The organism is Flavisolibacter ginsenosidimutans (assembly GCF_007970805.1).
Lineage (GTDB): Bacteria > Bacteroidota > Bacteroidia > Chitinophagales > Chitinophagaceae > Flavisolibacter > Flavisolibacter ginsenosidimutans.
Map to the genome: position 1 here is coordinate 945,717 of NZ_CP042433.1, position 20,063 is coordinate 965,779.

At 46.1% G+C, this 20,063-nt stretch carries 17 protein-coding genes; 11 read left to right on the forward strand and 6 right to left on the reverse strand.

Annotation, left to right across the window (positions count from 1 at the left end; translation table 11 throughout):
• Window positions 1-39 precede the first annotated feature (39 nt).
• Both FSB75_RS03895 and FSB75_RS03900 read left to right on the forward strand, forming a co-directional pair.
• Window positions 40-414, forward strand: a complete 375-nt coding sequence (locus tag FSB75_RS03895) for a hypothetical protein (RefSeq protein ID WP_146783060.1) — start codon at window positions 40-42, stop codon at window positions 412-414.
• Window positions 398-817: an SH3 domain-containing protein gene (locus FSB75_RS03900; RefSeq protein WP_146783064.1), complete on the forward strand. Its 420-nt coding sequence runs from the start codon at window positions 398-400 to the stop codon at window positions 815-817. Before FSB75_RS03895 ends, FSB75_RS03900 begins: the two co-directional genes overlap by 17 nt.
• A gap of 142 nt (window positions 818-959) precedes the next feature.
• Here the strand turns inward: FSB75_RS03900 and FSB75_RS03905 are convergent, their stop codons facing one another.
• From FSB75_RS03905 to hutU, 5 genes are all read right to left on the reverse strand, one after another.
• On the reverse strand, window positions 960-2,015 hold the full coding sequence (locus tag FSB75_RS03905; protein WP_146783067.1) for an arginase family protein: 1,056 nt from the start codon (window positions 2,013-2,015) through the stop codon (window positions 960-962).
• 51 nt (window positions 2,016-2,066) lie between these two features.
• On the reverse strand, window positions 2,067-3,308 hold the full coding sequence (gene hutI / locus FSB75_RS03910; RefSeq protein WP_146783070.1) for an imidazolonepropionase: 1,242 nt from the start codon (window positions 3,306-3,308) through the stop codon (window positions 2,067-2,069).
• Window positions 3,309-3,340: 32 nt separating this feature from the next.
• Window positions 3,341-5,569 carry a bifunctional alpha,alpha-trehalose-phosphate synthase (UDP-forming)/trehalose-phosphatase gene (locus FSB75_RS03915; RefSeq protein WP_146783073.1) on the reverse strand — a complete coding sequence of 743 codons (2,229 nt, stop codon included), beginning with the start codon at window positions 5,567-5,569 and terminating at the stop codon, window positions 3,341-3,343.
• Between the two features lie 115 nt (window positions 5,570-5,684).
• On the reverse strand, window positions 5,685-6,623 hold the full coding sequence (locus FSB75_RS03920) for a hypothetical protein (protein WP_146783076.1): 939 nt from the start codon (window positions 6,621-6,623) through the stop codon (window positions 5,685-5,687).
• Window positions 6,624-6,746: 123 nt separating this feature from the next.
• Entirely contained in the window at window positions 6,747-8,426 is a 1,680-nt protein-coding gene (hutU, locus tag FSB75_RS03925; protein WP_146783079.1) for a urocanate hydratase, read from the reverse strand.
• 237 nt (window positions 8,427-8,663) lie between these two features.
• On the opposite strand from hutU, the gene FSB75_RS03930 reads away from it, so the two are divergent.
• From FSB75_RS03930 to FSB75_RS03955, 6 genes are all read left to right on the forward strand, one after another.
• Window positions 8,664-10,022 carry a pyridoxal-phosphate dependent enzyme gene (locus tag FSB75_RS03930; protein WP_146783082.1) on the forward strand — a complete coding sequence of 453 codons (1,359 nt, stop codon included), beginning with the start codon at window positions 8,664-8,666 and terminating at the stop codon, window positions 10,020-10,022.
• Between the two features lie 728 nt (window positions 10,023-10,750).
• Window positions 10,751-11,734, forward strand: coding sequence for a 6-phosphofructokinase (gene pfkA / locus FSB75_RS03935; protein ID WP_146783085.1), 984 nt, complete (start codon window positions 10,751-10,753; stop codon window positions 11,732-11,734).
• Window positions 11,735-11,748: 14 nt separating this feature from the next.
• Window positions 11,749-13,239: a pyruvate kinase gene (pyk, locus tag FSB75_RS03940; RefSeq protein ID WP_146783088.1), complete on the forward strand. Its 1,491-nt coding sequence runs from the start codon at window positions 11,749-11,751 to the stop codon at window positions 13,237-13,239.
• A 129-nt stretch (window positions 13,240-13,368) separates the two neighbouring features.
• A complete protein-coding gene (locus tag FSB75_RS03945; RefSeq protein ID WP_146783091.1) occupies window positions 13,369-14,415 on the forward strand; it encodes an agmatinase family protein in 1,047 nt (348 codons plus the stop codon).
• A gap of 1 nt (window position 14,416) precedes the next feature.
• Window positions 14,417-15,040: a hypothetical protein gene (locus FSB75_RS03950; protein ID WP_146783094.1), complete on the forward strand. Its 624-nt coding sequence runs from the start codon at window positions 14,417-14,419 to the stop codon at window positions 15,038-15,040.
• 73 nt (window positions 15,041-15,113) lie between these two features.
• On the forward strand, window positions 15,114-16,400 hold the full coding sequence (locus FSB75_RS03955) for a radical SAM protein (protein WP_146783097.1): 1,287 nt from the start codon (window positions 15,114-15,116) through the stop codon (window positions 16,398-16,400).
• A 117-nt stretch (window positions 16,401-16,517) separates the two neighbouring features.
• Here the strand turns inward: FSB75_RS03955 and FSB75_RS03960 are convergent, their stop codons facing one another.
• Window positions 16,518-17,000, reverse strand: coding sequence for a CHRD domain-containing protein (locus FSB75_RS03960; protein WP_146783101.1), 483 nt, complete (start codon window positions 16,998-17,000; stop codon window positions 16,518-16,520).
• A gap of 238 nt (window positions 17,001-17,238) precedes the next feature.
• On the opposite strand from FSB75_RS03960, the gene FSB75_RS03965 reads away from it, so the two are divergent.
• The 3 genes from FSB75_RS03965 to FSB75_RS03975 all read left to right on the forward strand — a co-directional run bounded on the left by FSB75_RS03965 (window position 17,239) and on the right by FSB75_RS03975 (window position 20,055).
• The gene (locus tag FSB75_RS03965) at window positions 17,239-18,393 is read left to right on the forward strand and encodes an MFS transporter (RefSeq protein ID WP_146783104.1); all 1,155 of its coding nucleotides are present in this window, start codon (window positions 17,239-17,241) and stop codon (window positions 18,391-18,393) included.
• 2 nt (window positions 18,394-18,395) lie between these two features.
• A complete protein-coding gene (locus FSB75_RS03970) occupies window positions 18,396-19,109 on the forward strand; it encodes an SDR family NAD(P)-dependent oxidoreductase (RefSeq protein ID WP_146783107.1) in 714 nt (237 codons plus the stop codon).
• Between the two features lie 91 nt (window positions 19,110-19,200).
• Window positions 19,201-20,055 carry a hypothetical protein gene (locus tag FSB75_RS03975; protein ID WP_146783112.1) on the forward strand — a complete coding sequence of 285 codons (855 nt, stop codon included), beginning with the start codon at window positions 19,201-19,203 and terminating at the stop codon, window positions 20,053-20,055.
• Window positions 20,056-20,063: the final 8 nt, after the last annotated feature.

Consider the following 20,063-nt stretch of genomic DNA (forward strand, 5'->3'; position numbering starts at 1 on the left):
GTTGTATAGACTATAGAACCTTTAACAAAAAGCAGAAACATGAAAAAAATTTTTTTATCAACGGCACTGGCCGTTTTATTGTTTGCGGGTTATTCCTGCAAAGGCAAGGACAAAGACAAAACAACTGAAACCACAACGGCCCCAACTGTGCAGCCTGTAGAGCCGCCGGCCGCAACAACGCCGGTAGAAATATCCGGTGATGACGACTTAAAAAAAGGCGTAACGGATGCAACAAAGGACATCAAAGGCTTGCAAACCCGCGTAGAAAATGGCGTGATTTATTTGTCGGGCACCATCAGCCGGGAAGACAACATGCGCATTACGCCAACGCTTAATTCGCTTCATCCGAAACAAATCAACCGCGACAATTTAACCGTAAAATTAAAGGAGGCAAACAATGGCACTTCAGGATAAATACAAACAGTTAATTGACACGGCAAAGGGAGCCGGCGTAAGCAACTTGCAGGTGCGTGAACAGGACGGCGTACTCTACATTGACGGTACGGCACCCTCTGCCGCCGTAAAAGACCAGTTGTGGAATTTGTACAACCAGATTGATCCGGATTTTAAAAGCGGCGATGTCATCATGAACGTGAACACAAACGTCACGTCTGGTTCAGAAGCAAAAGTGAACACCAATGAATCGAATTTGAACATTCGCCGCGGACCGGGTACAGATCAGCCCATTGTGGGCAAAGCGGCCAAAGGCGAGACGGTAACGGTCATTAACAAAACCAATGAACAGTGGTGGCTTATCCGCTCAAAAGACGGAGAGGAAGGTTACGCGTATTCGCAATACCTCTCGGCGCTTGGATGAGCAGCAAACGGCTATCAGTTGTAAACAGAATATGACTTAAAAAGAAAAGCTCTTGCGAAACAGGAGCTTTTTCTTTTAGAAACTGGGCCGTTTTACAAACGCTCTGTTCATGGCTGATAGCCAATTGCTGAATGCTGATAGCTCATAGCTCGCCATTCATCTTAATAAAATCAGTGACGAGGTATTGAATGAACTTTCCTGTTAAATTATTGGACGTGCCGTTCGCCAGTTGCGTTGCGCCTTCGGCAATGTGCAGATAGGCGGCTTTGGTATGTGCAGCGCAAAGGTTTACGTATTGCCGTGCGTGAATGGCTTGTACTCCGCTTGGTGTGGATGCACTGCTCAAAATATTTTGCACACAGTCAAGGTCAATCTCAATGCCGCAATGATTATCTGAAGTAAAGTCAACGGCGTGCGTTACTGCCTGGCGAAAGTTTCTTTTTTCGTGAATAAAAATGTCTTCGTACGTAATGATGTCAAGAAATGGATTGTTGACAATGTCAATCCAAACGTTCTGCGGCAAGTAGCTTTCGTGTACGCCAAGAACGCAATACTTCTGCAAAAAACCATCTTCTTCCGCGTATCGAAACCCGTTGCCGCTATGCCTTCCTTCCGACGGACGGTAATCCGTGTGCGCATCAAGGTTGATGCAATTGATTTGCGGCAGTTCAATTATGCCCGCTGCATGCAAGCCCTTCGCTGTTCCTTTGAGCAAGGGATATGCGTTATTGTGTCCGCCGCCAATAACGATGGGCGTTTTTTCTTCCGCCACAAGCATCTTGATCAATCCTTCAACCTCTTCGTCAATTCCATTTACGGCATGACGGTAGGCTTCTACTTTTTCTTCCTGCCCGTAAGCGTTTTTATCAATGAGAAATTGCACGTCTCCAAAATCAAAATGACCGATAACCGCAACGTCTTCGCCGCTTAAAAAGTCATTGCTTTGTGCGTTAAGGAAGGCTTGCAAAAAAGAAAGCCAGGCCGTGCTTGCACCGCCGGTTCCGTAATTGGCCTGCACGCCAATGTCTTCGGGAATACCAACAATAACGTACTGAGCGGACAAATTTTTTACAGCTTGCGCAATGTCGCCGTCGTTTAAAACTTCTACTCTTTCGCCGATTTTGGTTTCAAAGCGGCGCAGCCGGGTAAGAGACAAAACATCGTTCTTGTTGTAGCGCTTAAAATGTGTGAGGTTCATGCAAGCAAATTTGGTACACGAATTACACGAATTTGTTTCAAATCATTTCAATTATTTCCAGTCGCCGCAAAGCATAATCCGCTCAAGTAAATTATTGCCGAAAGAATAAGGCAAATACGCAAGTCCGGGAACGGGTTTGGTTAGCAACAAATTTGCTTTTTTGGCGGTGGCAATGCTGCCGGCTTCGTGTTGTAATTCCATTGCAGCCGCGCCGTTAAGCGTGGCTGCGTTGACGGCTTCTTCCGGCAACATGCGCAGTTGAATGCAACTTAAGGCTACTACAAAATTCATGTTACCGGAAGGCGAAGAGCCGGGATTAAAGTCGGAAGCCAAAGCCACTGCGCAACCGGCATCAATCATTTTTCTTGCGGGCTGATAATTCATGCGCAGAAAGAAAGCCGCTGAAGGCAAAAGCGTTCCAACGGTATTTTTTGCTTTCGATAATATTTCAATGTCATCGTCGGTCATTGTTTCCAAATGGTCAAGCGAAACCGCATCAACCTTCACTCCCGTTTGTATTCCGCCGATGCTGTTCAATTGGTTTACGTGCAGCTTTGGTTTTAGTCCGTATGCTTTTCCCGCAAGACAAATTCTTTCCGTTTGTTCCGTCGTAAAAAACCCTTCTTCGCAAAAGGCATCAACGTAATCGGCTAAGCCTTCAGCCGCAATTTGCGGCAACATCTTTTCAATGATTAGTTTAATGTAATCTTCTTTTGCTTCTTTGTATTCAGTTGGAAAAGCATGGGCGCCAAGAAAAGTTGATTTTATGGGAATCTTTGCGGCACCCTTCAAACGTTTAATGACACGCAACATTTTTAATTCACTCTCAACCGACAAACCGTAACCGCTTTTAATTTCAACCGCACCGGTGCCGAGTGATATTATTTCCTGCAAACGTTTATAAGATTGAACGAACAAATCGTCTTCGGAAGCCTCGGCTAGTTTTTTTGCCGAAGCTAAAATGCCGCCGCCTTTGGCTGCAATGTCAGCATAACTCAACCCTTTTATCTTGTCAACAAATTCTCCTTCTCTGCTGCCGGCAAACACCAAATGTGTATGACTGTCACACCACGATGGAAGCATTAATCTTCCCGTTGCATCAAGGCTTTCGTTAAAATCATTTGGCTTGTGCTTCAATTCATCCATTCTTCCAAAGGCTGCAATTTGTTCACCTTCGACAATTACGTAAGCGTTTTTTATAGAAGGAAGATTTGCCAAGGCACTACCGCGTAAAATTTCGTTTGCCGGATGGATGCCAAACAATTCTTTAATGTTATAAAGAAGAATCGCCATGCGGCAATCTACCGAAGAATTTTCAAAGCTTTTTATGATTGCAATTGCACGGTTTTCGTTGCGCCGATCAATTTCCGAAGAAAAGGATAAACGTCTTTTTGCGAAAGAATGGTGTACTGTGCCGAAGTGTTTCCTCTGCCAACTTTAATCGTGTAAGCTTTGTCGGCGAAAGACCGGAACATATCCTCGTCCGTTACGTCATCGCCAAGACAAAGCGTAAAGTCTGCGTTGAATGTTCGTACCATGTTCAGTGCCGTGGTGCCCTTGTCAAAACCCACAAGCCGCACTTCCAACACCTTGTTTCCATCCATCACCTGCAGCGGCGTGTTGCCCGTAAGCTGCAACAAATTGTTGCGCAGTTCACGCGAACGGTTAAAGCCCAAATCTGGATGTGTGTTGCGGTAGTGCCAGGCAAGCGAGCTTTTCTTTTCTTCGATAAAAGATCCGGCACAACGGTTTACAAACAATTGCATCAGCGGCCTGATTTTATCTTTCCATTCAGCAGCCATCGTTGCCTGTTCCTGCCACTCGCCGCCTTTGTGTTTGATGGCTGCGCCGTGTTCGGCAATCAGGTTTAAAGGCAAGTTGCCCAACCAATGTTCCAGCGTTTCTGCATCACGGCCACTGATAATAACGATTTCGTTTTTCGGATCGTTTGTTAATCGATTCAAGAGCGTTATTAATTCGGTTGTCGGCTTTGCCATTGAAGGCACTTTTTGAATGGGCGACAAGGTGCCGTCGTAATCGAGCAAAATGCAACGTGTTTCGGCTTGCTTGTAATCCTGCGTAATTACGCTTTGGTTTTCGTCATTGAGAAGGCTTATTTTCAGGTTCTCCTGCTCAGCCTTGGTTTCCTTCAGGCAACCCAAAAAATCGCTTGTCCATTTAAACACATCATAGCTGGCAAGGCGGCGCTGCATGTTGGAAAGACGCGAACGTTGTTCAATGGGATGCATAGTTAAAGCGGTGGCTATGCCATCGGCCACTTCTTCTACATCAGTAGGATTGACCAATACGGCTTCGCTTAATTCGCTGGCGGCGCCGGTGAGCTCACTTAAAATGAGAACGCCTTTGTCAATGCACGAAGCCACGTATTCTTTTGCCACGAGGTTCATGCCGTCGCGCAAAGGGGTGATAAGGGCGGCGTCGGCAACCTGGTACAAAGCACACAACTCTTCAAACGAAAGATGATTGTAGCGGTAAATAAGCGGCTGCCAATGAAGGCTGGAAAACTTTCCGTTGATGGTACTGACTTTTTCTTCAATGCGGCTTTTGCGTTTCATGTAAGCCGAAATCATGCTGCGTGAAGGAACGATGTTGAGGATGAAGACAACACGTTCGCGCCACTCGGGGTAACGGCTTAAAAATTCTTCGTAACCGTCAAGGCGGTAGTCAAGGCCTTTGGTGTAGTCAAGACGGTCAACAGAGAAGATTATTTTCTGGTTGTAAAATTTTTCTTCAAGGCTTGTGGCAATACCTACGGTTTCTTCATCAGTGATGGCATCGCGGAATTTTTGGTAATCAATGCCAATGGGGAAAAGCTCGGTTTTAATTACGCGTTCTTTGTACAAAATGTCGGTGAACTGGTTTTCTACTTTCAAAATCATTTTGCACGACTGAATGAAATGCTGCACGTAATCGTGTGTATGAAAACCCACAAGATCGGCACCGAGGGTTCCGTGCAACAAAGCCCGTTTCCATCGCGAGGGCAGCAAGCGAAAAATTTCGTACGATGGAAAAGGAATGTGTAAAAAGAAGCCGATTGTGGCGTTGGGCAAGGCTTCGCGTAGAATTTGCGGCAGCAGCATCAATTGATAATCATGCACCCAAATTGTATCGCCGGGTTGATAAACCTTTGCAATCGTTTCGGCAAACTGCTGATTCACGTCGCGATAGGCTTCGAAATAATCTTTCTTGTAATCAACAAGCGTTGGGAAATAGTGAAAAAGCGGCCACAAAGTGGAATTGGAAAAACCGTTGTAATAATCCTCGTACTGCTCTCTGTCGGGAAAAACGGGCTCTACGCGGAAATCTGTTAACAAATCCGGGCCATCTTTTACCGCATTCCAATCTTCTTCTGCCGCATCCATACTTCCAACCCAGATTTTATCGCTGTAGTCAGTGCTTTGCTTGTCAGGGCGTTCAAAATAGCTTTTAATGGCCGATACAAGTCCGCCTGAACTCTGGCGAACAAAAATGCCTTCTTCGTTTTTCTCAATGGTGAAAGGCAAACGGTTGGAAACAATGATTAATCGGCTCATGAAAGAAACAGCGTTTATCATATCCGCCCAAAAATCAGACCATCGGACTTCTTTCTACACAAACAAAAAACCGCAAGCAAAGGCTTGCGGTTTAAATAAAAATGTGCTGTTAAATTTAGTACGGCAGAATCGCCGAAACTGAGTTCCCGTTAGGGCCTGTCCATGTTAATTTGTAATAATAATTTCCCGTTCCGGGGCAAGTTGTGGCCTGACCGGACGCGTTCAAACCAAAGGTGGCGGTTGCTGTTGCAAAACCTTCGTGCTTGATCTCACCAGAAGTTAAACGGCCGTTGCAATCCTGGCGGAAAACCAAAGGTTGTGTAATGGCTGTTGTGAAAGCGTGGCCAAAACGGTTTGTGCCCCATTCAGCCACATTCGTAGCCGTACCAACGGTTCCTGTACCACGAATGGACAAGACCACACCGTTATCGTAGTTGAATTCGCGTTTGCGTGATACCTGCCAGGTGCGTTGCGAACCATCGTCGAAAGTAATAGACATGTTGCCGCTGGTGATGGTATGCACAATACTTTGCAACGTCGGCAAATCACGAAGCAGTCCGCCTTTTACATTGGTAATGTTTTGGCTGCCGTTGATGGTAATGCTTTTGTTATCTGCAAGGCGTTTGATTTTTAAATTCTGAAAACTTGCTGTGAGGGTAGCGCCTGCGTTTCTCCATTTGCTGTCCTTAGGCATGGAAAGAACAACAGTGCCGGTACGGTAAGCCGTACCCTGGCAATTGTTGCCGCTATAAGTAATGGTAATGGTTCGCGGGTTGCTTGCCGTGTCGGCAACTGCGGTAGCGCCGCAAATGCTGGACGTGTTGGCATCTTGTTGCAATCTGCCGGTGAAGCTTGCGTTTGTTTCTAACGCAAGGTCCGCATCGTTTGCTACGTCGTCCATGCCGCCGGAGATTTGCGTTTGGTCATCGGCATGACCTTGTACTTCGGTAGCAAGTTCGGTTTGCGTTTGTTGGCTATTGTCTTTTTTACAAGCGGTGAAGATGATGGCAAAAGAGAATGCGAAGGCGGACAAAGAACGGAGGGTTGTTTTCATACAGAGGTTTTAAGTCAGGAATGAGCCATAGACTGAAGCACATTCGCAGGGTTTAACGGATTTAAATTTTTTATTATTGCAAGGATAGAAACAAATGTTGATGAATACAAACCGGTACAAATCCTATTTCAGTTTTGTATCAATTTCCAATTGATGTTTTTCAGCAGTTGTTATCGCTGTTTCGTATCCGGCATCTGCATGTCTTATCACACCCAAGCCCGGATCGTTTCGCAAAACTCTTTTCAATCGTTCTTCCGCGTCTTGCGTTCCGTCGGCTACGATGACCATGCCCGCATGAATGCTGTAACCCATACCCACGCCGCCGCCGTGATGAAGACTCACCCAACTTGCACCACCGGCTGTGTTTACCAATGCGTTTAATATTGGCCAGTCGGCAATGGCATCACTGCCGTCCAACATACTTTCCGTCTCGCGGTTGGGCGAAGCCACAGAACCCGTGTCGAGATGATCTCTGCCAATAACAATTGGTGCTTTTACTTTTCCCGTTCGTACGAGTTCATTAAACGCAAGGCCAGCCTTTTCTCTTTCACCTTGGCCTAACCAACAGATGCGTGCAGGCAGTCCTTGAAATGAAATTTTTTCTTTGGCAAGTTTTAGCCATCGTTGCAACGATTCATTCTGCGGAAACATCTTTGCGATCACTTCGTCTGTTGCCGCAATGTCTTCAGGATCGCCACTTAAGGCTGCCCAACGAAAAGGACCTTTGCCTTCACAGAAAAGCGGGCGGATGTAAGCGGGCACAAAGCCCGGAAAATCAAAAGCGTTTTGCAATCCTCTCTCCTTTGCTCTTGCCCGAATGTTGTTGCCGTAATCAAACGTAACAGCACCGCGGCTTTGCAATCGCAGCATCAGTTCAACATGGCGACGCATGGAGTTGTAAGCGTATTCTATGTATTGTTGTGGATTTTCTTCGCGCAGGACTTTTGCCTGCTCGTAAGAAATTTCGTGCGGCCAATAACCAATGAGCGGATCGTGTGCGGAGGTTTGATCGGTTAACGTGTCGGGTATGATGTTTCTTTCGACAAGTCTTTTCAGCAGATGAACAGCGTTGCACAAAACACCAATGGAAAGCGCCTCTCCTTTTTGCTTTGCTTTCAACGCACGGTCAATTGCTTCGTCAATGTCTTTTATTTTTTCATCGAGATAGCCTGTTTCGAGGCGTTTGTCAATGCGCCATTCTTCCACTTCGGCAACCAGGGCTACACCTTCGTTCATGGTGATGGCCAGTGGTTGAGCGCCTCCCATTCCGCCAAGTCCTGCGGTAACGTTCAATGTGCTTTTTAACGAGCCGTTGAAATGTTTGTTTGCCGCGGCAGCATACGTTTCGTATGTGCCTTGTACAATGCCTTGCGAACCGATGTAAATCCAACTGCCGGCCGTCATTTGGCCGTACATCATCAGCCCTTTTTTCTCCAGTGCATCAAAGGTTTCCCACGTGGCCCAATGCGGAACGAGTTGCGAATTGGAAATCAGAACACGCGGTGCATCCTTGTGTGTTTTTAAAATGCCAACGGGCTTGCCGCTTTGTATCAACAGCGATTCATCGTTCTCCAAAATTTTTAATGCGGCGATGATTTTATCGAGTGCTTCAAAATTGCGGGCTGCTTTGCCGCGGCCGCCGTACACAATTAATTCATCGGGGCGTTCGGCTACTTCCGGGTCAAGATTGTTGAGCAACATTCGCAACGCTGCCTCCTGAATCCAGCCTTTGCAACTGAGTTTTGTACCGGTTGGGGTTTTGTATTTAACGGGGTCATATTTGGGAAAGATTTTCGTCGTCATGATGCAATCGTATTTGCTGCTAAAATAAATCTTTGGTGGCTGCAATGTGTTGCATAGAATTACCGAACGCACAAGTGAGTGACACAAGAGGCGCTGATAGTAGCAATGCAGCTAAGTACATAAAAAAATATTTTCACACAGAGCTAAGGAGTAAAAGAGAAGAAAAGCGTCCACGCATACCTCAAACATCAAACCTCGAATTTCAAACGGCTATCTTTGCGGCAAACAATCGCCTGCATGAACGTTAAGAACAACATTCTCGAAACCATTGGCAACACACCGCTTGTCCGGCTAAATAAAATCACCAAAGACCTGCCTTGCGACGTGTTTGCAAAAGTTGAATATTTTAATCCGGGTAACTCCATCAAAGACCGCATGGCGGTGAAGATGGTGGAAGTAGCCGAAGCCGAAGGCAAATTAAAACCCGGAGGCACCATCATCGAATGCACCTCAGGCAACACAGGCATGGGTCTGGCGATGGCGGCCGTAGTAAAGGGTTATAAATGCATTTTCGCTACCACCGATAAACAATCGCAATCAAAGGCCGACATACTTAGGGCTTTAGGCGCTGAAGTCATAATTTGTCCAACCAACGTAGAGCCTGACGATCCGCGCAGTTATTATGAAACAGCCGCAAGACTGGCAAGAGAAATTCCGAATTCTTTTTTAATGAACCAGTACGATAACCTTGCAAACCGACTGGCGCATTACGAAACAACCGGCCCGGAAATTTGGGAACAAACCGAGGGCAAGATTACGCACCTTGTTGTAACGGCGGGCACAGGTGGAACGGTTACGGGAACTGCACAATATTTAAAAGAAAAGAATCCCAATATTCAAGTATGGGCCATTGACGTTTACGGCTCGTTGCTTACAAAATATTTTCGTACCGGCGAGGTTGATATGAACGAAGTGCATCCTTATGTATCGGAAGGTTTCGGTGAAGACTTTGTGCCGAAGAATTACGACATGAGCGTGATTGATTACTTTGAACAAGTAACGGACAAAGACGGCGCGGTAATGGCGCGGCGCCTGGCAAAAGAAGAAGCTTTGTTTTGCGGTTATAGCGCTGGCAGTTGCATCCAGGGTTTAATGCAATTAAAGGATAAGCTAAAGAAAGGCGACCTTGTTGTTTGCATTCTTCACGATCACGGCAGCCGGTATGTAGCCAAAGTGTACAACGATCAATGGATGGCTGAACGCGGTTTCTTTGACGTAAAATCTTTTAAGGATGTTGTGAACGCCAGAGGCAAACAACGTTTGATTACGGCCGAACCAACGCAATCGGTTTCAGACGCCGTTGAACTCATGAAGGAATACGATATTGAACACATACCAATTGTTACACCTGTGGGAGAAATAATTGGTTCGATAAGCGAGAACGGCTTGTTCCAAAAAGTATTTAGCAATCCCGAAATAAAGACAGAGAAAATAGAAAAAGTGATGGAAAAAAGTTTTCCGGTCGTTGCCTTTGATACTCCAGTTGAAAAACTTGGTACGTTGATCAACAAAGAAAACGGCGCTGTGCTTGCAAAAGACGAAAGTGGCAACTATCACATTGTTACCAAATACGACGTTATCCAGGCGCTTGCTTAAATTTTAATTTTCTTCTTGTAAAAGAGTCTAAGCGGAATCACATAGGCTCTTTTTCTTTTATTGGCTCGGAGCGACAAAAGCCGACGAAGTATTTTTCCGATGCACATCTTTTTTTGTTAAACAGGAAAAAGATATTCTTTGTCGCAAGTCTTTTTTAGCCTTCGTAATCTTACGCGAAGCCTAGCGCATCTTTCCCAAAAAGTTCTACGCTAAACTTTTATCGCTGCCGTAAATTCCATACAAAAAAAATAGGGCAAAACCGCCATTGTACAGCAGGCGCGACCGTATTACTTTTGTCTCAGAAGTTGATTGATATAAGCAATCCAGTATCATTGAAAATCCTGAAAATCCAAATCCAGAACCGTCCAGTTACAAGCTTATCCAAATCCTAACGAAAAACAACGGGTAAATCCAATATCAGTCAACTTCGCCTTTTAAGGCTTCTCGTTACCACTCAAATTCTTCCGCAGAATTTAACCGGTTTAATTACGTCTCCCACTTTTCATTGCGTTTTGTTGTTGCACAATTTTTTCTAAAAACGAAAGGATACAACTGTTGGTTTTAGCATTACCTGTATCGTATTTATAATGGACTGAGTGAAATCAACATTTAAAAGTTATGTCCGAGCTTTTTTTCAACACATGCGTGCAACAAGGAATATGTACTCCTTACACTAATTTGCAATCCCTTATTTTTGGGCTTTGTTAGTGACAAACCACCCACAAGAAATGGACAAAAAAGTAAGCCGGATTGCCGTGTTAACCTCCGGCGGCGATTCGCCCGGCATGAACGCCGCCATCAGGGCCGTTGTTCGTACGGGAAATTATTACGGCTTGGAAGTGTACGGCATTATGAGAGGCTATCAGGGATTGTTGGAAGACGATATTTATCGCATGGACAACCGCTCGGTTGCCAACATCATACAGCGCGGCGGCACCATCTTAAAAACGGCCCGCTGCAAAGAATTCAGAACCCCTGAAGGAAGAAAAAAAGCCTACGACAATTTAAAAGCACGCAACATTGACGGTCTTGTTATCATCGGCGGCGACGGTTCTTTTCGCGGCGCGGTGGAATTCAGCCGTGAGTTTGACATTGCCTGCATCGGCTTGGCCGGCACCATTGACAAAGACATTCAGGGGACCGACTTTACCATTGGTTTTGACACGGCAGTGAACACTGCTGTACAAGCCATTGATAAAATCAGGGACACGATGGACGCTCACGACCGCATCTTCATCATTGAAGTAATGGGTCGCGATGCGGGTTACATCGCTTTGCACAGCGGTATTGCTACGGGTGCGGAAAACATTCTTATCCCCGAACAAAAAACCGACATCGAAGCACTGGTAGCCAGCTTGCAGGAAAAGGAACGACGTAAAAAATTGGTGAACCTGATTGTAGTGGCCGAAGGCGATGAATTTGGCGGTGCCAACGAAGTGGCCCGCGTCATTAAAGAACGAATGCCGCAAGCCGAAGCGAGGGTTGCCATTCTTGGTCACATTCAACGCGGCGGTGCACCCACGTGTCTTGACCGGCTTATTGCCAGCCGCATGGGTTATCACGCCGTCGAATGTTTAATCCAGGGGCGACGCAATGTTTTTGTGGGCATCATGAACAACAAAATGAATTACGTCCCGCTTGAAAAAGTTGGCAAGAAAAAAGGAACGATTAATGAAGAATGGATGAAGATTGTAAAGATCCTTGCATCCTAAAATAAAATCACGCTATGTCAAAGAATGTAGATAAATACTTCCACCGGCAGATGAACAAGACTGCTGGAATAGAACACACGCACCACCGTACAAAAATTGTAGCTACGGTGGGTCCGGCTTGCGACACGTATGAAAAGCTGTTGGAGCTTGTCCAATGCGGCGTAAACGTATTCCGTCTTAATTTTTCGCACGGTTCGCACGAAGACAAACTAAAGATCATTGAATACATCCGGCAAATCAACACGACTGAGCCGTACAACATTGCCATTCTGGGTGATTTGCAGGGTCCCAAGCTTCGCGTTGGCGAAATGGAAGGCGGCGGCATTACCGTTGTCAAAGGCGACATTCTCACGTTTACAAATGAAAAACTCGTTGGGACGAAAGAACGTATTTATGTCTCCTACCAGGGCTTGCACAAAGACGTAAAAGTGGGAAACAAGATCCTAATTGACGACGGCAAGATCGAGGTGCAGGTAAAAGACATTTTGAAAAACCACGACGTACAAGTTGAAGTAACGTTGGGTGGATTCTTGTCATCAAAAAAAGGCGTTAACCTGCCGGATACCAAAATATCACTCCCGGCATTAACCGACAAAGACCTTGTTGATCTTGAATTCATCATTGACCAGGACCTCGACTGGGTGGCCCTTTCGTTTGTGCGCAGTGTAAAAGACATCATCATTCTTCGCAACAAATTGCAGGAGCGCAAAAGCAAAACGAAAATCATCGCCAAGATTGAAAAACCAGAAGCGCTTACGAACATTCGTGACATCATCGTTGAAAGCGACGGCATCATGATTGCCCGCGGCGACCTTGGTGTAGAACTGCCTATAGAGCAAATTCCTCTTATTCAGCGCAACATCATTAAGAAATGCCTGCATCGCGCTAAGCCGGTTATTGTGGCCACGCAAATGATGGAGAGCATGATTGACCGCAACAAGCCAAACCGTAGCGAGATAACCGACGTAGCCAACGCAGTACTTGAAGGAACCGACGCGGTGATGCTGAGCGGCGAAACAGCGACGGGACAAAATCCCCGGCTGGTGGTGGAAACCATGCGCAAGATCATTGTGGAGGTTGAACGCACCGAATACAATTATAACCTGGAAGAAGTGTTGGCGCCACAAGCCCACTCGCCTTCCTTCTTGAGCGATGCCATTTGTTATAATGCCTGCAAATTGGCCAACGATGTTCAGGCCGATGCGCTCATTGGCATGACACAAAGTGGTTACACGGGTTTTGTGCTGAGCAGTTATCGGCCGAAATCCTTGCTTTATATTTTCACAAAAGAGCGTTCGCTGGTAAACCAGCTAAGTCTTAGCTGGGGCGTGAGAGCTTTTTATTACGCCGAAGAAGAAGGTCTTGACAACATTATTTTTGATCAAATTCATATTTTAAGGGAACGCGGTTTTCTTAAACCGGGCCACGTAGTGGTAAGCACCGGCAGCACTCCCGTTCACTTGCATTTGCCTACGAACACCATCAAGGTAACGAAGGTGGAGTAAGCGACGTGAAACGTGTGACGACAAACGTGAGACTGAAGAGACGTAAACGGTGAAGCGCTCTTTTGCCTCACGTTTCATTTTTCACGTTTCACCTCTCATCCTATCTTTGTCCGCTTTTAAAAATCCATCATGGTTGACCTCTCAACATTTGATCCGAACAGTGCGGGCAATCCAAACAACAACATTTTTGGTTTGCCTTTTTCGCAAGACGATGCACGCCTCGTTATCCTGCCCGTTCCGTGGGAAGTTACCGTTAGCTTCGGTTCGGGTACGGCGCGGTCTGCCGAGCAGATTATGTCTGCTTCTCTGCAAGTTGACCTCTTTGATCCCACCTACCCCGATAGCTGGAAACAGGGATTTTACATGGCAGAACCCGATAAGAAAATTCTGCTGAAAAGCGATTACCTGCGCAAAGAAGCGGAATTGTATATCGATTACATTTCGAAAGGCGATGAAGTGGGAAACAACCAGTTCATGTGCCGCACGTTGAAAGAAGTAAACGAAGGCAGTCATTTTCTGAACGGTTGGGTTTACCAGCAGTCGAAAGCAATACTGAACAGTGGCAAGTTACTTGCCGTACTCGGCGGCGATCACAGCACACCCTTGGGTTACATGAAAGCCATTGCCGAGAAATACGGTGAATTCGGTATTGTGCAAATAGACGCTCACTGCGACTTGCGGGACTCTTACGAAGGTTTTGTGTACTCCCATGCAAGCATTATGTACAACGTGTTGAATGAAATTCCGGAAGTAAAAAAATTGGTGCAATTAGGCATTCGTGATTATTCGCTTGGCGAGCATCAATATATTCAACAAAACAAAGACCGGATTCGCACTTATTTTGACCAGGAAATTCGCGTACGCCAGTTTGAAGGCGAAACCTTTCGGCAAATTGTAGATGAAGTCATTGCGCAACTTCCCGACCAGGTTTATATTTCGTTTGACGTTGACGGACTTGATCCGAAACTTTGTCCGAATACCGGAACTCCCGTGCAGGGTGGCTTTGAAACCGAGCAGGTTTTTTACTTGTTTGATAAGATAGCAAAAGCCGGGAAAAAAATAATTGGCTTTGATTTAAGTGAAGTAAGCACGAGCGAAAATGCCTGGGATGCCAATGTTGGCGCAAGGGTGTTGTTCAAGCTTTGCAACCTGATGGTGGCTTCAAATCCTGCATGACATGTACACGGTGGCGGTAAAAATTGAGGGGATGGACAGGAGGCGGCGCACAACCGGCTTAATGCACCTGATTGTTGGTTTTTTCCTGTTGTTGAAATCGTTTGATTTTTACAATTACCTCGTCGAAAAAAATACCCTAAAGTTTCTCCCGTTTCTTATTGTCGGCGGATTGTCTTTGTTTTACGGTGCCTTCCGCAACCGCATTGATGCGAGAGCAAAGTACAACACCGCACTGCGGGTGCTTCAGTTTGTCGGCTTTGTTTTTTTTGGCATTATTATGATGCAGTTGGGCAAACGTTTCGACTATACGGTGCTTTTCATTTGGGCTCTTGTCACCTTCCTGTTGATTTTTTCGGAAAAAAAAATCTTTGCCGAAACCGCTTTGAATTTAACCGAAGAGGGCATTCGCATTCCGGGTTCTTACAAAGAACATTTGGTAGAATGGGAAGTGCTGGAGGACGTTACGGTTCGCCACGATTTTATCACGCTTTTTCACCGCGATAAAAAATACCTGCAATACCAGGTAATGCAGGACCTTTCAGAACTGGAAGTGGTAAAGATGAACGCTTTTTGCAGGGAGAAGATTGAGGGCACGACGAACGTAAAATCTGCAGGACGTAGATGAAACCGCGCAGTGATTTAACTGTATGTTCCTCTTGTCCCAAATTTGACTTCTCATGCCTTCTTAATTTGTAGTTATGCAACCCTATTTATTGTTTTCCGACGGCAAAGGAAATATTTTTGAAGACCACAGCTTGTACGTTGTGGGCCGCAGTGGATGGGATGCCATGCCCGTGCCCGAAGATGAATGGATTGAATTGCCGCAAGGCGGACAGTTGTACGAACTGCCCGGACGAAGAGGCATTGGCATTGATGTAAAGACTGGTGAGATGCGGCTTTGCGACAAAGGCTGGGCCGTGGCCGCTTTTATTCCGCCGGCACATACCGGTTTTTATTTGGCCGCTTACGAAACCGGCCCGAATGCACCAACGCTTCCGCTTTTTTGTTACACGGCGGTGGGTTGGCAGGCCGAAAAATTTTACGTTCCCGCCGTTCGCATTGAGCAAGACATACGGCAGGAATGCGGTGGCTTTGACGAAAAGAAAGTTGAGCACGGCGTTGAATACCTTCTGAAAGCTTTTCCGCACAATCGTCTTGTGGCGCATCTCGCCAACAATTGTGCGTTAACCTACCATTGTCCTGCAGCACGGAATTATTTTATGGGCCGTTGGGAATGTCCCATTCCCTCCTCTCCTGCCTGCAACGCCAATTGTGTTGGCTGCATTTCTTTTCAACCCGAAGAAGAAAGCATCGTCAGTACGCAAGACCGCTTAACCTTTAAGCCTACGGCAGAAGAAATTGTTGAATACACTGTGCCGCATTTGGAAACCGCGCCTTATCCGATTGTAAGTTTTGGACAAGGTTGTGAAGGCGAACCCTTGCTGATGTGGCGAACCATTCGCGAAAGCATTTTGGAAATCAGAAAGCACACGCAAAAAGGAAGCATCAACATCAACACCAACGGCTCCGATCCTGCTGCGGTGAGAGCCTTGTGCGAAGCGGGTTTGAACTCGATAAGAGTGAGTACCAATTCGGCACGGCGCGAATTATACACGCCGTATTATCGTCCTAATAATTACGATTTTAGCGACATTATCGAAAGCTTAAAAGTGGTGCGTGAATTCGGCGGCTGGACTTCGATAAACTATTTTGTTTTCCCGGGTTTGACGGATTCGGTGGAAGAATACGAAGCCTTGCGGAAGCTGATTACAGACACCGATCTTTCCATGATCCAATGGCGAAATTTCAACATTGACCCCGACTGGTATCTGGGCAAAGTTGGCGTTTATCAAACAGGGGAAATTCTTGGCATGAAGCAAGTGATGGACCTGCTCAAAGAAGAATTCCCCCGCCTGAAATTTGGGTATTTTAACCCGCCAATCGAACGGATTAGGGGTGAGTACGAAAAAGATTTTGCACACTGATTTTGTTTGCTTGTTCACATGTTCACATGTTTATGTGTTAGCGAGCACGCAGGTAAGATGCTTTGCACCGTAGTGTACGAACAAGTGAACATGTAAACAAGTGAACCGGTGAACAACTTACTGCGTTAACACTACCTGTCCTCTTATTTCTCCTCCCGGATAGGTTGCGTCGTGTATGTTGAAATACCACATGCCATTCAGCAAATCCGTTTCTTGTGCATCGGTAAGTGTTGCCGTACCGCTAAACGTGCCGGACGTTGCAGAAGTAATTCCCGTAAATGGTAGTACTACGCCAGCGGCTACCCCTGGATCAGCAGGCCCGTGAAAATGACCGGCCGTGGCATTTCCACCTGTCAAACCCGTCCAGGTAACGGTATAACTAAGCGTGTTGCTGTCCTTGTTATACCTGCCTGCAAGCGTACCGGTTGCGGTAGTGGTGACTTTGTTGGGCGCTTCCTGTGCACCGGTTGCATTGCCGCGTAAAAAATAAACGGGGTCTTTTACCGTATTGGTAACGGTCTCTGTATCTTTTTTGCAAGCATAAAAAGCAAGGGTAAGAAAAAAAATACCGGCAGCCATTCTCTTAAGTGTTGAAATCATGACAAAGAATTTTTTAGTTTATCAATGGTTTAAAACATAAGCATACTCGTCTTGGTGAATAGTTTTGCACAGGAGTTGGCAGAATAAAAACGAGCCGTTCTTTTATAGTAAGCGTGTTCGTGTGTTTCGTAACCACAGAAATATTTTTTGCCTGCGGTTTCGTGCTGAAAGTTTATTGTGCTTCTCGGGAAGAACTAAATGTTCGTTGTAAATTTTTCAAAGAGCTTACATTTATTCGATGCCGTCTTTTTCAAAAAACGTATTGCTTTGGCTGCTCGTATTTTCACAGTTTGCGGGCACGTCGTTGTGGTTTGTTGGAAATGCCATTATTGATTCTCTTCCTTCCACGTCGCCCGACAGCTATGCCAATCTTACCTCTGTTGTTCAGTTTGGATTTATTGGGGGTACGTTTTTGTTTTCGTTGTTCGGCATTGCCGATCGCATTTCACCGGCTCTTGTCTTTTTCTTTTCATCCATTATTGCAGCCCTTGCCAACCTTCTTATAATTTGGTTAGGCAACGACTTATTTGTTGTGTTGATTTTGCGTTTTATCACCGGCTTTTTCCTGGCAGGTATTTATCCGGTGGGAATGAAAATAGCGGCTGATTATTTTCCCGAACGGCTGGGAAAAGCACTTGGCTTTTTGGTGGGTGCATTGGTTCTGGGTACCGCTTTTCCTCACCTTGTTCGTTCGCAAACGCATTCGGTTGGATGGAAGGGAATCATTGCAACTGCCTCAGTGCTGGCTGTGGTTGGCGGTTGCGTGATTTTCTTTGCCTTCCCAAAAACAAAAAACGCAAACCCACCGCAATCTTTTCACCCACTAACGGCGATGAAAACTTTTCGTTCAGGACCGTTTCGTTCGGCTGCCTTCGGTTATTTCGGACATATGTGGGAATTGTATGCGTTATGGGCCGTGTTGCCGGCTTTGTTTAGTGCTTACAATCAGCAAAACGCAGTGCATTTTTCCGTTTATTTTTTAAGCTTTGCTGTTATAGCCGCAGGCGGCATTGGCTGCGTAGCCGGCGGGTTGCTTTCGCAAAAATGGGGCAGCAAAAAAGTGGCTTTTTACTCACTCCTTTTATCGGGATGTTGTTCGTTGCTTGCGCCGCTTTTCTTCCAGTCAACTGCGCTTTTGTTTCTAAGTCTCATGCTCATTTGGGGCATTACAGTTACGGCCGATTCACCACAGTTTTCGGCCCTGATAGCTCGCTTTGCCAAAACCGAGAATAAAGGCACGGCGCTTACGCTTGTTACCTGTATTGGCTTTAGCATCACCATTGCCAGCATTCAACTTATTAAACATTTGTTTCAACATCACCAAGCGCAAAGTCTGTGGCTCTTGAGCGCAGGCCCTTTGCTTGGCTTAATGGCGTTAAAAAGACCGGATTGATTATGAAAATCATCATCATTGGCGCTTCGTCGGGCATAGGCAAAGAGATGGCTTTGTTGTATGCGGGCAAAGGTCACAAAGTGGGCATCGCGGGCCGCAGAAACGAATTGCTTCAAGAAATCAAATCAATCTATCCCGATAAATTTTTTACTTCTTGCTTTGATGTAACCGGTGCCGAAAATATTTTTTGTCTGCAAAATATTGTTGCTGAATTAGGTGGATTGGATTTGCTTGTTTACAACGCCGGTATTGGCGTGCCGTCGAAAGATTTGCTACCGGAAGCGGAGATGAAAACGACGCAAACAAACGTTCTTGGCTTTGTGGAAATTGTTTCATTTGCCTTCAACTTTTTTGTGCAGCAAGGTCAGGGGCAAATAGCCGTTGTGTCTTCGGTGGCAGCATTTCGAGGCAATTTGCATACGCCAGCTTACAGTGCAAGCAAAGCCTTCCTTAGTAATTACGCAGAAGGGTTGAATGTGAAAGCACATCGTTTGAAAAAAGACATTGTCGTTACCGACGTTAGACCCGGCTTTATCAACACAAAAGCGGCGAAGGAACACAAGCGGTTTTGGGTAGCTTCGCCCAAAAAAGCGGCAAGGCAAATTTTTCGTGCGATTGAAAGCAAAAAGCGAATTGCCTACATCACACGCCGTTGGTGGCTTGTTGCACAAGTTTTAAAATTTATTCCCTATACGCTTTATAAGCGGCTGGTATAATGTTAAAAAGGCAAGGTCAAACCTTTTCCTGCCGCGTAATTTTTCTAACTTTCACGGCGTTTCGCTGTCATAACCGCAATTCAATTTTTGTATGAACAACTATGCCGCCATGACCGTTGATTTGGACAAACGGAATTATGCACAGGCAGCCCTTTACACGGGCCTCATTGCCCTTGCCCTCTTGCTGGTCATTTGGTTTGTAAAATTTTATCAGCCGATAGTGCCTCCGCAGCCTGTGGAAGAAGCCATTGAAGTAAATCTTGGCAGCAGCGATGTGGGCTCTGGTAAAGATCAACCCGAACTTCCCGGCGAGCCTGCTCCTGAACAAAAAGTGGCCTACACGCCGCCGCAAACGTCCAACGCAACAGAAGAAGCGGCAAAGGATTTTGAAGACAATAATGAGAAAGATGCGGCGCCGGTTACAAGACCAAGCGTTACAAAGTCCGACGCAAGAAAACTGAACGAAGAAACAAAAGTGGTGAAGACGAACGCAGCGCCAAGCACCGCACCTCCTGCGCCTCCGGTACCGCACCCAAAAGCGGTGATGGGGCAAGTTCGTGGCGGTAATGGTAACGGCGGAAACGGCGCGGCGACGTACAAACCTGGAACGGGCGAAGGACAAGGTGGCGGACCCGGCGACCAGGGAAGCGTGGGCGGAAACCCGAACGGAAAAGATTACACCCCGCGGCACCTGGGCGTTCGGGTGGTTAGTATTCCTGCACAAAGTTTTCAAGATGATTTTAACGAAGGCGGAACAATCGTGCTGGACATTGAAGTGAATCCAAGTGGACAATTGACTTCTGCGAACTACCAGGTGAGCGGTTCAAGTTTGCCCCGGTCGAGCAAGCAATACAACATTGCACTGACAAGAGCAAGGCAAATAAAATACCCGCAGTACGATGGCGGTTTCAAACAAAGACTCAGCTTTAATTTCAGTGTGAAGTAAAGTTTCGT